The following is a 13,375-nucleotide window of genomic DNA, read 5'->3' on the forward strand; positions in this document are numbered from 1 at the left end:
GTCGAGGAGGATCATGCGTGGCACCACGCTCGGTGACCGCTACCGGTTGGACGAGTGGCTCGGTGGCGGTTCGATGGGCGACGTCTGGCTCGCGGAGGACGAGGTCCTCGGGCGCCGGGTGGCCGTCAAGGTCCTGAAGCCCGCGCTGCTGGACGAACCGGGCTTCGCGGAGCGCTTCCACGAGGAGGCCCGGGTGATGGCCCGGCTGCGCCACCCGGGCATCGTCGGCGTGCACGACTTCGGTTCCGGCCGGCTCGACGGCGGCCACTCCTGGACGACCGCCTGGGGCAGCACCGGGCGTCCGATCGCCTACCTCGTCATGGAGCTCATCGACGGCGAGCCGCTCAGCGACGTCCTGAAGCGGCGCGGGCGCCTCGACGCCCCCGAGACGCTCGGCCTGGCCCTCCAGGTGCTGGAGGCGCTGACGGCCGCGCACGAGGCCGGGGTCGTCCACCGGGACATCAAGCCGGACAACCTGATGGTCCGCGAGGAACGCGTCGTGATCGCCGACTTCGGCATCGCCCGCCCCGGCTGCGACACCCGGCTGACCGTGCCCGGCATGGTCCTCGGCACCGCCGCCTACCAGGCGCCCGAACAGGCCTCGACCGGCGCGGTCAGCGCCGCGGCCGACCTGTACGCGCTCGGCGTCGTGCTCTACGAGTGCCTGTCCGGGCAACTGCCGTACCACGGGCAGACGGCACTGGAGGTCATCCTCAAGCACCTGACCACCCCCGTGCCGCCGCTGCCGGCGGACGTCCCGGCCCCGGTCCGGGCGCTGGTGGCCCGCGCGATGGCGAAGGACCCCGCCGAACGCTGGCCGGACGCCGCCACCATGGCGGCGGCCGCCCGGGCCGCGCTCGACGGCGAGCCGGTGGACGCGGTGGAGGCCGCGGCGCCGGTCGCGCCCTCGGGCACCGCCATCCGGACGGCGGCGCGGCCGGTCATGGTCGCCGCGGCGGCCCCGACGGGAACCCGCCCGGCCGCCGGTCGGCTGCGGGCGGCGCTGCGGGGGCGCCGCCGGCTGCTGATCGCGGCGGGCGTGCTCGCGCTCTGCTCGGCCATCACCGCCGCCACGGCCACCACCCTCGGCCGGGACGCCGGCCGGGCGACGGCCGACGCCGCACTCGCCGGCGGCGGGCCGACGGCGGCCGTGCAGCCGACGGTCATCCCGCTCGCGGACGTCTCCCGGGCGCCCACCGGTACGGGCACGCCGTCGCCTAGTGCGCCCACGGCCCCGGGGTCACCCCTGCCGACCGCGCCCGGCGCCCCGATGGGGCCGGTCCCGGTGGGCGGCCAGAGCGGGATCGCCGGCGCGGGCGGTACGGGCAGGGCGGGCAGTGCGGGCAGCCTGCCTGACGCCCCGTCCGCGTCGAACGCCCCCGGGCGTCCTCCGGTCCCCGGTCCGGCCGTTCCGGCGCCGTCGCCCAGTGCCGTCGCCCCGGGACCGGCGTACACCCCGGGCCCGGTCGTGCCGGGCTACCGGACGGGCGACCCGGGCGGGGACCAAGGCGGTTACCAGCCGGGGACGCCGTCCGACAAGCCGACGACGACGGCGCCCAAGCCGCCGTACACGGCCGCGCCCCCGCCGCCGCCCCCGGACACCAACACCGCCAAGCCGCCCGTCCGGCCGCCGACGGAGGGGGCGACCGGGCTCCCGCCGTACGGCCGGCTGACGAACCGCGGACTCGCCCTGACCGACCAGAACTCGGGCACCCGGAACCAGAACCCGGTCGTCCAGGCCCCCGACACCGGCGCCGCCTCCGTCTGGCAACTGGTCCCGCGCCAGGACGGGGGCGGCTACTTCCTGAACAACGGCGCCACCGGGTACCAGAGCCGCCTGGACGCCAGCAACGAGACGTCCCAGGCGCAGATCTGGGCCTCGCCCTCGTACAGCGTGAACCAGGTCTGGTCCTTCATGCCGACGTCCGGCGGTTACCTGCTGGCGCTCACCGGGAAGACCTGGCTGTGCCTGACGGGCAAGGGCCCGAACGTGCCCGCCGTCGTCGGCCAGTGCACGGGCGGCGCCGACCAGGTGTGGGCGGTCGCGGCGGTCTGAACACGTGAACGGACGAAACACAGGAACGGACGAAGGCCGGGCCCGCGGGCCCGGCCTTCGCCGTACGTCCCGGGCGTCACCTCACCCCGGCAGCCAGGACGGCCAGCGCGGGCGGGCCGGCCCCGCCGCGTGGTCGCCGCCCAGCAGCGGCACCAGGCGCTCCGCCTCCGGGGAGCCGATCGGTGCCAGGATCCCGTGCGCCTCCGCCCAGCACGCGCGGGCCCGCGGCAGGTCCGTCCGGCTGTCCGCCAGCGCGTCGCCCAGGGCCGCCAGAGCCAGGCCCCGGCCGCGGTGGTCGCCGTCCAGGGTCAGCGCGTCGACGGCCCCGCCCGCCGTCTCCACCGCCTCCTCCCAGCACCGGGCCGCCCGCAGCGACCCCGCGAGGCCCAGCAGGAGCCTGCCGGTGCGACGGTGGTCGGCGGGGTCGGTGAGGGCGAGGGCGGCGCGGCGGTGGGCGGCGGCCTCGGCGAGGTCGCCGCGGTCGTCGGCGATCGTGCCGAGGGCGTCGCGGGCGAGCGCCTCCAGTTCGCGGTCGGCGAGCTCGTGGCTGATCACCAGGGACTGGTCGATCACCCGGTGCGCCGCGTCGTGGCGGCCCTGGCGGGCGAACGCGCCGGCCAGGTTGAGGAGTTCGGCGGCCAGCGAGCGGCGGTCACCGGCCCGGTCCCAGGCGGAGGCGGCGGCCGAGAAGCCGGTCACGGCCTCGTCGGGGCGGCCGGCCTGGAGGAAGCAGGCGGCGAGCGAGCTGTGGGCGAGGGCCAGCAGCGGGCGGGCCGGTTCGAAGGCGGCGCACAGGTCGCGGGCGCGGAGCAGTTCGGCGAGGGCCGAGGGCACCGAGCCGACCTCGGTCAGCAGCCGGCCGAGGACGAGCCGGGCGCGGGCCTCGGCGGCGCGGTCGCCCTGCTCGACGCTCGCGTGCAGGAGCGCGTTGGCGGCATGGCCGAGGGGCCGGGTGGCGTGCCCGGAGTCGGCCAACAGGCAGCAGCCGAGCAGGAGTTCGGCGAGCCGACCGAGGGCGGGTGCGGTGTCGGCGGCGCGCCCGGGCAGCTTGGCGCACTGGCTCACCAGGGCGCCGACGGCCGGGGACGAGCCGACGGCGAAGCCGCGCCGCGCGGCGGACGCCCCGAGCGCCGCCGTCACCAGCGCGTGGTGGTGGTCCACCAGGCGGCTCAGCGCGTCCCGCTGCTCGTCCCGCTGCTCGTCGGGGTCGTTGCCCCCGCCGGCCCGCCGGGCGAAGGCCCGCAGCAGGTCGTGGTAGCGGTAGTGGTCGGGGCTGGCGTGACTCTCCAGCATCGAGCAGTCCACCAGCGACTCGGCGAGCTCGACGGCGTCCGGCTCGGGCAGGTCGAGCACCGCGGCGACCGCCCCGGGCGACAGGTCGGGCACCTCGGGGACGGCCAACAGCCGGAAGGCGCGCGCCTGTTCGTCGTCCAGCTGGTCGTAGCCGAAGCGGAACGACGACTCGACGGCCAGGTCGCCGCTGCGCAGCGCGTCCAGCCGGTAGCGGTCGCCGGTGAGCTGCTCCAGCAGCCGGGTGATCGTCCAGGTCGGGCGGCAGGCCAGCCGGGCGGCGAGGATCCGCACGGCGAGTGGCAACTGGCCGCAGAGCCTCACGAGTTCACCGGCCGCCTCCGCCTGCGCGGCCACCCGCTCGGCGCCGACCACCCGGGTGAGCAGGGTGACGGCGTCCTCGGCCGGGAGCACGGGGAGCTCGGTGAACCTCGCGTTGGGCAGGGCGCCGAGGCGGGTGCGGCTGGTGACGAGGACGGCGCAGCCGGCGCTGCCCGGCAGCAGCGGGCGGACCTGTTCGGCGTCGCGCGCGTTGTCCAGCAGCACGAGGACGCGGCGGCCCGCGAGCAACGAGCGGTAGCGGGCGGAGCGTTCGGCGAGGCCGGCCGGGATCGCGTCGCCGACGACGCCGAAGGAGCGCAGGAACGCGGCCAGGGCCTCCTCGGGCCGGGTGGGGCGGCCGTCGGCGCCGTGCAGGTCGAGGTAGAGCTGGCCGTCCGGGAACTCGGCGGCCAGGCCGTGGGCGACGTGCACGGCGAGCGCGGTCTTGCCGACCCCGCCCATGCCCGCAACGGCGGCCACCGGCACGCTGCCCGGCTCCCGCAGGGCGGCGCGCAGCGCCTCGGCCTCCGCGCCACGTCCCGTGAAGTCCGCTGCAGACGCCGGGAGTTGGGCCGGGACGAGGGTGGAGGCCGGATCGGCTCCGACGGCCGGGACGTCCGGTTCGGTGAGCACCCACTCGGTGGTCGCCGACAGCGTCTCGTCGGACGCCAGGATCCGGCCGTGCAGGTCGCGCAGGCCGGGCCCGGCACCGACGCCCAGCTCGTCGCGCAGCCGGCGGTCCGCCGCCCGGTACGCCGCGAGGGCGTCGGCCTGGCGGCCGGAGCGGAACAGCGCGAGCATCAGCAGCTCCGAGAGCCGCTCGCGCAGCGGGTGCTCCTCCACGAGGGCCGCGAGTTCGGCCACCGACTCGGTGCACCGGCCGCCCTCGACCTCCGCCTCCAGGCACAGCTCCAGGACGGCGAGCCGCCGCTCCTCCCACTCCCTGCGCTGGCGCTGCGCGTACGGGCCGGGCAGTCCGGGCATCGACTCGCCGCGCCACAGCGCGAGCGCGCCGCGCAGCGCGGCGGCCGCGTCGGCGTTCCGGCCGTCGGCGCGCCGGGCCCGGCCCTCGGCCAGCAGTTCCTCGCACCGCGCGGTGTCCAGGCCCCCGCCGCCGACGGCCAGCAGGTACCCGCCGCCGACCGACGCCAGCGCCTCGGCCCCGAGCACCCGCCGCAGCCGGTGCACGTACGTCCGGACGACGCCCGTCGCCCTGGCCGGCGGCTCGTCACCCCACAGGTCGTCGATCAGCTGCGCCCCCGACACGTGCCGGCCCGCCCGGAACAGCAGCGCCAGCAGCAGGCTCTGCTGCTGCGGCGAACCGAGCGGCACCTCCGCCCCGTCCCGCCAACAGCGCAGCGGCCCGAGCACCGCGAACCGCAGCCCGCCCGAACTCCCGCCCTCGCCGACCAACCGACATCCCCTCCACCCCGCGACAATCCCCCACCCGCATGATACCGACCGGCATTCCCCCTGGTCAGACCCCTACCGGGGCCCCCGGGGACGATCCGGGATAGGACCGTCACACGGGCACGAACGGGACGGGAACACCCTTGACCAACGAGTCCGACAGCGTGGGCATCGTCATCACCACCGGCCACCAGGGCGTTCTGCTCCTGGGGCCCGCTGTCCGGGCACCCCGGAGCGGGCGACCCCCGGGAGGGCGGGACGCCGTACGAGACCGCCGTCCGCGACGCCGTTCGCCACGCTCGTTCGCGAGGCGAGCCTGCTCGGCGTCCTCGCCCGGGGCGCGCTCTCGCCCTTGGGCGCCGCGCCGGCGGATCGTGATCTCGACCGACTCGCCGAGCAGACCCGACGGTTGCCGCCGCCCGCGGTCCACGGGGGGGGCGCATCGGCTCCGATCTCACCGCGGTCGCGACCGGCGCACCGTCCACCAGGCTCGCTGTTCTGCTCGATTCCACGGCCGACCGCGAGTCCCGGGGGACGGCCTCGGTGTGGCGCTTCAGAACTCGATCCGCCGTACCTCCACGCGTGGTGCCACCTCCGCTCCGACAACCGGGTGTTCGTGCTCTCCCGCATCCGCGCCGTGGCACCGGCGTCGCTCCGCCGCGCACCGGACGTCGCGAAGAAGTCGATGAAATTCTCCTCCGGCTGTCACGAATCCTCCCCGGGGCGGGTCGAGTCGGTGAAGGCGCCGAGACACGGCCCGTAGAAACCGAGGGGAACACGATGTCCGAGAACACGACGATGGAGCCGCGACCGATCACCGCCGAGGTCCCGCCGCGGCCGCGGCTGGCGACGGATCCCGGGGCGCTCGTGCCCGAGTTGGCGGAGGTGTCCGCGGCGCTGTTCAGGGCCACCGGCAACCGGTCGGTGCCGCGGACGACGATCGGCCTGGTGCAGCTGCGCGCCGGGCAGATCGCCGGCAGCACGTACCTGACCGTGCTGCACACGGGCTTCCTGCGCAAGGCCGGGGAGACGCAGGAGCGGATCGACTCGGTGGCGGCGTGGTGGGACTCGCCGTACTTCACCCCGGCCGAGCGGGCCGCGCTCGCCCTGGTGGAGGCGGTGCTCCAGCCGGCCCCGCGGGGCGGCGAGCGGGTGCCGGACGCCTTGTACGCCGAGGTGGCCGGGCACTACGACGAGACGGCGCTCACGACACTGACGCTGGCGATCGGGCAGGTCAACTTCTTCACGGCGATCGCCCTGGTCGCCAAGCCCGTCCCGGGGAGGTCGTTCTCCGACCCCTGGGCGTGACGGCTCGTGGGGAGCGCCTAGCGCAGCATCAGGTCCGGCGTGCCGCGGACGGCGTACACCGGGAGGCGTGCGCCGTCCAGGACGGCCTGGGGGAGGCTGAGGCCGAAGTGGCGTTCGACCGCGCCGAGCGTGCGGCGGTGGGCGGCGGGGAGGGGCTCGCCCACGGGGGTGGCGCGGGTGATGCCGTCGGGGTGGAGGACGCCGGCGGCGACGAGGACGGGGAGCAGGAGGTCCGGCTCGCTGCCCCAGCGCCAGCGCTCCTCGGCGAGGCCGAACCCGCACAGGACGGCGCCGTCGCGCGCGTAGTCGAGCAGGGCGGGCGGGTGGTCGGCCATGGGGCGGTAGTGGACGACCTCGACGCCGTCGCGCGCTATCTCGGTGAGCAGGTCGGCGCCGGTGGAGTCGCCGTACTCGATCGCGAAGGACCAGCCGCCGGACGCCCCGACGCGGACCACGCCGTCGCCGTCCTCGCTGGGCCGGTAGGTCTCGATGTCGAGGTCCCACACCTCGGCGCCGCTGACCGGGCCGGCGGCGCCGGGCGCGGACGCGCCCATCCGCCGGGCCACCTCCTCCGGCGGGATCCCACGCGCGAACAGGACGCCGCTGAGCCGGTCGCCGCCCTCGGCGAGCCACCGGATGCCGTCGCTCATGACGCCCTCCCCCGTCGCACCGACCCGTCCTGGTCGGGCTTCCGGACGGCACCCTAGCGCGCCCCACCGACAAACGGACCTCCCCGGAGACGGCGGGGCCCCGCGGGGGCGGAACGGCGTGGCTCCCGCCCCGGGTCAGGCCGGTGGGGGAGCCGTCGCAAGCGGCGCCCTACGGCAGCTTCACCGCGCCCTTGAGCGCGTCGACGGCCCCGAAGACCATCGCGCTCGCGCTGCCCAGCATCCCGAACAGCGGGGCACCGGCCTGCGCGCCGGCCTGCTTGAGGTCGGCCGCGCCGTCCCGCCCGGCGGACGGCGCGGCGGGGGCGGCCGCAGGGGCGGTGACGGCGCCGGCCACCGGGGCGGCGGCGGCGAGGAGGGCGGAGGCTCCGAGGAGGACGGCGACGGTACGGCGCATGGGTTTCCTTCCGGTCCGAACGGCGGATGACGGCTCCGACCGTAGGGCGCGCCCGCCCGCGTCCGCGCCGGTTCGGCACCGGCTCACCCGGTCGAGTGATCGCGAGGCTCGAGGACCCGGACAACCGCGCCGGCTGAACGCCGGACCCGCGTGGTGCGTGCCCCAGGACGAGGGGCGCGTACCGGACGGGCCGCGCCCCCCCGAAAGGGTCAACCCGATCACGGCCGCCACCCGAACGGCCGATGACCGAAGTGGTACGGGCGCCGAGCGCGCGCCCGCCGCGCCTCGGGAGGACACGGCATGAAGCTTCGGGCGAACGCACCGGCCGCGGGCCCGCCGACGGTCGCACCCGCCGCCGGCACCGTCGCGGGTGCGAAGGCCTGAGCGGCCCACAGACACAGGGGTGGAGCCGGGCGCTCGGCTCCACCCCTGTCCGGCCGTCGTTACGCCGCGGCGTCCGGGGTCTTGCCGTCCTGCGCCTGCTGCGAACGCGCGGCGAACATGCGGGTGATCCGGTTGACCACGTCCACGTTCGGGGCGTTCAGGTTCTCCGGGCAGTAGGAGACCCGCAGGACGTTGCTCCCGGACTCCACGAGGATGGCCAGGCACTCGCGGTCCACGGAGATCGCGGACCGCTCGCCGGCCTTCGGGGCGTCCATCGGCGGCTTCTCGGGCAGGGCGCTCGAACCGGCGTTGGCGAAGTCGTACATCTTGTCGGCCCACGCCGTGCTGGGGCCCGCGATGATCTGGAACACCACCTGGGTCTTGCCGTTGTCGCCGTGGAAGCGCGAACTGCCCGTCCCGACCGCCTGCGGGCACAGCGCCGCCTGCTCGGGCGCGATGCCGTCGCCGCCGCAGGCGTCCATGGGCTGGGCGGAGGGCGCCTTCTCCTGGGTCCAGCCGTCCGGTACGGCGTGCAGGTCGGGCAGGACGGACTTCACCTGGTCCAGGTTGGCCAGCGGCTTCGGGCCGTCCGGGCCGGAGCCGAGGTAGAGACCGAGCCCGGTCAGCGTCGCGATCACGGCGAGCACGATGACCCCGCCGGTCACCGCCCAGGCGCGGCTGCGCCGGGCCGACGTCCCCTGGACCGTTCCGGGGCCGTACCCGGGCCAGTCGCCGCCGTCGCCGCCCTGCCACGCCGGGGCCGCCGGGGACATCGGAGCCCCGGCCATCGGCGGCGGCGCGGTCATGGCGACGGAGAGCCGGGCCCGCAGATTGGCCGCCAGACCCGCGTCGCCGGCGAGCAGTTGGCCCACCGCGACGGCCAGGTCCCACTGGGCCTGCTGGTCGCCGGGGTTGGCCTCCACCCGGTCGAGGGCGTTCGCCCACTGCGGCCACCGGCGCAGCGAGTCCCGCACGCGCGCGACCGCCTCGCCGCCGAGCGCGGCCCCGGCCGCGCCCACCGTGTGCGAAGCGGACTGCACCAGCGCCTCGACCACCATGGCGACGAGATCGGACCCGTCCCCCGCTGTCATCGAACCCCCCGATCGGAAAAGAAGACGGTGACACTCTGACACCAACGGAGCGATCATGCACAATTCCGCCCCCACGGAGACCGAACCGCAATGCCGCAGGCCGGGACAGGGCGCCGTCGCCCGAATATCGTCGCGGACGGTTACCCGGGACGGGCCGGCTCGTTCTCCAGCCGGAAGCCCCGCACGCCGAAGCCGTAACGTCGCACCGCACCGCCGCAACTCCGTACCCCTGCACCGCCCCACCGCCGAAGCCGACCGAGAAAAAACGATTCTGCTCCCCTGAAGACATCCCACCACCCCCCGGAACCCCCGAGGAAGAGAACAGGAAGAGCCCATGAGCGAACACGAGTTGCCCGGCGCCCCGGAGGAGAACGCCTGCGCCGGCGACGAGTTGGCGCTGTACATCGACCTGGAGGCGGTCGCCTGCCCCGGCCTCCTCGTCGCCCTCCCCGCCCGGCTGCGCTACCGTCGGGAGGACCCGTACGCGGTGAGCCTCGACACCCACATCGACCTCGACGAGCCGATCACCTGGATCTTCGCCCGCGAACTCCTCGCCACCGGCCTCACCGGCTGGGCCGGCCTCGGCGACGTCACCGTCCACCGCGGCACCGGCCCCGCCTCCGCGACGCTCTTCATCGCGCTCAGCGCCGACGACACGACGGCCGTCCTGCGCGCGCCCGCCGCCCTCGTCCAGACCTTCCTCGACGCGACCGAGCACGTCGTGCCCTACGGCACCGAGACGCTCCACCTCGACGTCGACGACCTGATCCTGCGCCTGTTCGAGACCGAGGAGCCGCCGCTCATCTGACGGGACCCGCCGTCCGGATGCCGGAACGCCGGGGCCACCGGGGCCCCCGCGGGGCACGATGGCGATCAGAAAATCAACGTTTTGTGGAAGGCGCTGCCGTTCCACCGCCCTTCACCCGGAGCTCCCGCATGCCCAGACCCCCGTCCGCCGCCAGGCCGCACCCGCTGCACGTGCTGAGGGCCACCGCCTTCGCCATCGCGGCCCTGCTCCTCCTGGTCGGGACCGGGGTCCTGCTGCACCAGCCGCTGCTCATCCCGCCGCTGGCCGCGAGCGCCGCGCTGGTCCACGGCGCACCCGGGCTGCCGATCTCGCAGCCCCGCAACCTCGTCGGCGGCCAGCTGGTCTCCGCGCTGATCGGTTACGCCACGCTCGCCGTCACCGGCAGTACCGGGTGGGGCGCGGCGGTGGCCGCCGGGATCTCGCTCGGCGTGATGCTGCTCACGCACCTCTCGCACTCGCCCGCCGCCGCCACCGCCGTCATCGTGGTGCTCCAGGCGCCGCACCCGCTGCCGTTCCTGCCCCTGCTCGCGCTGGCCACCGTCCTGCTGGTGGCGATCGGCCTGCTCCCGGGCCGGATCGGCGGCCACCCGGTGCGCTACCCGGTCGCCTGGTGGGCCGTCCCCCGGTAGGGCGTCTCCTTCGGACCGGGCCGGGCCCCTCAGGCGCCCACGTACGCCGCGAGGTGCACCCCGGTGACGGTGTGCCGCTTGGCGACCAGCTCGGCCGGGGTGCCCTCGAAGACGATCCGCCCGCCGTCGTGTCCGGCGCCCGGGCCGAGATCGACGATCCAGTCCGCGTGCGCCATGACCGCCTGGTGGTGCTCGACGACGATGACCGACTTGCCCGCGTCGACCAGGCGGTCGAGCAGACCGAGCAACTGCTCGACGTCGGCCAGGTGCAGGCCGGTCGTCGGCTCGTCGAGGACGTACACGCCGCCCTTGTCGGCCATGTGCGTCGCGAGCTTGAGGCGCTGGCGCTCGCCGCCGGAGAGCGTGGTGAGTGGCTGGCCGAGGCTCAGGTAGCCGAGGCCGACGTCCACGAGCCGGCTCACGATCGCGTGCGCGGCCGGGATGCGGGCCTCGCCCTCGCGGAAGAACTCCTCGGCCTCCGTCACCGGCATCGCCAGCACCTCGCTGATGTCGCGCCCGCCGAGGCGGTACTCCAGCACCGACGCCTGGTAGCGCTTGCCCTCGCAGTCCTCGCACACGCTCGCGACGCCGGCCATCATCGCCAGGTCCGTGTAGACCACGCCCGCGCCGTTGCAGGTCGGGCAGGCGCCCTCGGAGTTGGCGCTGAACAGGGCCGGCTTCACGCCGTTGGCCTTGGCGAAGGCCTTGCGGACCGGTTCGAGCAGGCCCGTGTACGTCGCCGGGTTGCTGCGCCGCGAGCCGCGGATCGGGGCCTGGTCGACGCGGACCACGCCCTCGGCCCCCGACTGTCGTGGGAGCGAGCCGTGCACGAGCGAGCTCTTGCCGGAGCCGGCCACGCCCGTGACGACGGCGAGCACACCGAGCGGGATGTCCACGTCGACGTCGCGCAGGTTGTGGGTGCACGCGCCGCGGATCGACAGCCTGCCGGTCGGCGTGCGCACCGTCTTCTTCACCTGGGCCCGGTCGTCGAGGTGGCGCCCGGTGATCGTGCCGCCCGCCCGCAGGCCCTCGACCGTCCCCTCGAAGCAGACCGTGCCGCCGGCGCCGCCCGCCCCGGGGCCGAGGTCGACGACGTGGTCGGCGATCGCGATCGTCTCCGGCTTGTGCTCGACGACGAGCACCGTGTTGCCCTTGTCGCGCAGGCGCAGCAGCAGCCCGTTCATCCGCTGGATGTCGTGCGGGTGCAGGCCCACCGTGGGCTCGTCGAACACGTACGTGACGTCGGTGAGCGAGGAGCCGAGGTGGCGGACCATCTTGACGCGCTGCGCCTCGCCGCCGGAGAGCGTGCCGCAGGGGCGGTCGAGCGAGAGGTAGCCGAGGCCGATCTCCACGAACGAGTCGAGCGCCTCGCGGAGGCTCGTCAGCAGCGGCGCCACCGACGGCTCGTCGAGCCCGTGCACCCAGGCCGCCAGGTCGCTGATCTGCATGGCGCACGCGTCGGCGATGCTGATCTTCCCGATCCTCGACGAGCGGGCCGCCTCGGTGAGCCGGGTGCCGTCGCAGTCGGGGCACGTGGTGAAGGCGACCGCGCGGTCGACGAAGGCCCGGATGTGCGGCTGCATCGCCTCCTTGTCCTTGGCCAGGTAGGACTTCTGGATCCGCGGGATCAGACCCTCGTAGGTCATGTTGATGCCCGCGATCTTCATCCGGACCGGCTCCCGGTACAGGAAGTCGTGCAGTTCCTTCTTCGTGTACGTGCGGATCGGCTTCTCCGGGTCGTAGAAGCCGGACTCGCTGTAGAGGCGGTGATTCCAGCCGCCGGGCGTGTAGCCGGGGATGGTGAGCGCACCTTCGGCGAGCGACTTGGTGGCGTCGAAGAGCTGCGCGAGGTCGATGTCGGAGACGCTCCCGCGGCCCTCGCAGCGCGGGCACATGCCGCCGGTGACGCTGAACGAGCGGCGCTCCTTGACCGTCCGGCCGCCGCGCTCGACGGTGACGGCGCCCGCGCCGCTGACCGAGGGGACGTTGAAGGAGTACGCCTTGGGCGAGCCGATGTGCGGCTCGCCGAGCCGGCTGAACAGGATCCGCAGCATCGCGTTGGCGTCGGTCGCGGTGCCGACGGTGGAGCGCGGGTCGGCGCCCATCCGCTGCTGGTCGACGATGATCGCGGTGGTCAGCCCGTCGAGGACGTCGACGTCGGGGCGCGACAGCGACGGCATGAAGCCCTGGACGAAAGCGCTGTAGGTCTCGTTGATCAGCCGCTGCGACTCGGCGGCGATGGTGTCGAACACCAGCGAGCTCTTGCCCGAGCCGGAGACGCCGGTGAACACCGTCAGCCGGCGCTTGGGGATCTCGACGCTGACGTCCTTGAGGTTGTGCTCGCGCGCACCGAGCACGCGGATCATGTCGTGGCTGTCGGCGTCGTGCGGCACCGGCACGTGCGCGTCCGTCCTCTTGGCCATGGTCGTCGTCTCTCCGGATCTGTCGGGCGGGGCCGCCCGGTGCGGTCGTTCCATCCAACCGCACCGGGCGGGCGGGAGCGCGGCTGCTGCCGGGGGCGCGGCTAGCCGAGCTCGTTGATGCGGATCAGGTTGCCCGCCGGGTCCCGGAAGGCGCAGTCGCGGACGCCGTAGGGCTGCTTCGTCGGCTCCTGGACGAGTTCGGCGCCGCCGGCGGTCAGCCGGTCGAAGACGCCGTCGAGGTCGGCGGAGGCGAGGGTGAGGCGGGCGTAGGTGCCCTTGGCCATCATCTCGGTGACGGTGCGGCGCTCGTCCTCGGTGATGCCGGGGTCCATGGCCGGGGGCTCCAGGACGACGGAGGTGCCGGGGCTGCCGGCGGGGCCGAGGGTGATCCAGCGCATCGTGCCCTGGCCGACGTCGTTGCGGACCTCGAAGCCGAGGAGGTCGCGGTAGAACGCGAGCGAGGCGTCGGGGTCGGTGTGGGGGAGGAAGGTCCAGTGGATGCTGAGGTCGTTGGTCTCCATGTCCGCCAGGCTAGGCGCGGGCGCCGGGCCCGGGCTTCTCCGATCCTGATCGGTCCGGAGCCGGTTTTT

The 13,375-nt window shown here is 75.1% G+C and carries 10 protein-coding genes; 4 read left to right on the plus strand and 6 right to left on the minus strand.

The window, feature by feature from the left end:
- Nucleotides 1–13 precede the first annotated feature (13 nt).
- The gene (locus PUR71_RS38435; RefSeq protein ID WP_329931922.1) at nucleotides 14–2,056 is read left to right on the plus strand and encodes a serine/threonine protein kinase; all 2,043 of its coding nucleotides are present in this window, start codon (nucleotides 14–16) and stop codon (nucleotides 2,054–2,056) included.
- A gap of 81 nt (nucleotides 2,057–2,137) precedes the next feature.
- Here the strand turns inward: PUR71_RS38435 and PUR71_RS38440 are convergent, their stop codons facing one another.
- Entirely contained in the window at nucleotides 2,138–5,080 is a 2,943-nt protein-coding gene (locus PUR71_RS38440) for an AfsR/SARP family transcriptional regulator (RefSeq protein ID WP_329931923.1), read from the minus strand.
- 795 nt (nucleotides 5,081–5,875) lie between these two features.
- Here PUR71_RS38440 and PUR71_RS38445 point away from each other — a divergent pair.
- Entirely contained in the window at nucleotides 5,876–6,385 is a 510-nt protein-coding gene (locus PUR71_RS38445) for a carboxymuconolactone decarboxylase family protein (protein WP_329932047.1), read from the plus strand.
- A gap of 17 nt (nucleotides 6,386–6,402) precedes the next feature.
- Here PUR71_RS38445 and PUR71_RS38450 read toward each other — a convergent pair whose 3' ends face one another.
- The 3 genes from PUR71_RS38450 to PUR71_RS38460 form a co-directional block, all read right to left on the minus strand.
- Nucleotides 6,403–7,035, minus strand: coding sequence for a DUF6461 domain-containing protein (locus PUR71_RS38450; RefSeq protein ID WP_329931924.1), 633 nt, complete (start codon nucleotides 7,033–7,035; stop codon nucleotides 6,403–6,405).
- Nucleotides 7,036–7,204: 169 nt separating this feature from the next.
- On the minus strand, nucleotides 7,205–7,450 hold the full coding sequence (locus PUR71_RS38455; protein WP_329931925.1) for a hypothetical protein: 246 nt from the start codon (nucleotides 7,448–7,450) through the stop codon (nucleotides 7,205–7,207).
- A gap of 443 nt (nucleotides 7,451–7,893) precedes the next feature.
- The gene (locus PUR71_RS38460; RefSeq protein WP_329931926.1) at nucleotides 7,894–8,925 is read right to left on the minus strand and encodes a hypothetical protein; all 1,032 of its coding nucleotides are present in this window, start codon (nucleotides 8,923–8,925) and stop codon (nucleotides 7,894–7,896) included.
- A 334-nt stretch (nucleotides 8,926–9,259) separates the two neighbouring features.
- Between PUR71_RS38460 and PUR71_RS38465 the strand changes: the two genes are divergently transcribed.
- Together PUR71_RS38465 and PUR71_RS38470 are read left to right on the plus strand one after the other, a co-directional pair.
- Nucleotides 9,260–9,733, plus strand: coding sequence for an SsgA family sporulation/cell division regulator (locus tag PUR71_RS38465; protein ID WP_329931927.1), 474 nt, complete (start codon nucleotides 9,260–9,262; stop codon nucleotides 9,731–9,733).
- A gap of 128 nt (nucleotides 9,734–9,861) precedes the next feature.
- Nucleotides 9,862–10,362, plus strand: a complete 501-nt coding sequence (locus PUR71_RS38470; protein WP_329931928.1) for an HPP family protein — start codon at nucleotides 9,862–9,864, stop codon at nucleotides 10,360–10,362.
- A gap of 29 nt (nucleotides 10,363–10,391) precedes the next feature.
- Here the strand turns inward: PUR71_RS38470 and PUR71_RS38475 are convergent, their stop codons facing one another.
- The gene (locus tag PUR71_RS38475; RefSeq protein ID WP_329931929.1) at nucleotides 10,392–12,785 is read right to left on the minus strand and encodes an excinuclease ABC subunit UvrA; all 2,394 of its coding nucleotides are present in this window, start codon (nucleotides 12,783–12,785) and stop codon (nucleotides 10,392–10,394) included.
- 101 nt (nucleotides 12,786–12,886) lie between these two features.
- Complete coding sequence (locus tag PUR71_RS38480) at nucleotides 12,887–13,306, minus strand: VOC family protein (RefSeq protein WP_329931930.1); 420 nt, start codon at nucleotides 13,304–13,306, stop codon at nucleotides 12,887–12,889.
- Between the last annotated feature and the right edge of the window lie 69 nt (nucleotides 13,307–13,375).

It is taken from the genome of Streptomyces sp. SP17BM10, from assembly GCF_036322405.1.
Classification (GTDB): domain Bacteria; phylum Actinomycetota; class Actinomycetes; order Streptomycetales; family Streptomycetaceae; genus Kitasatospora.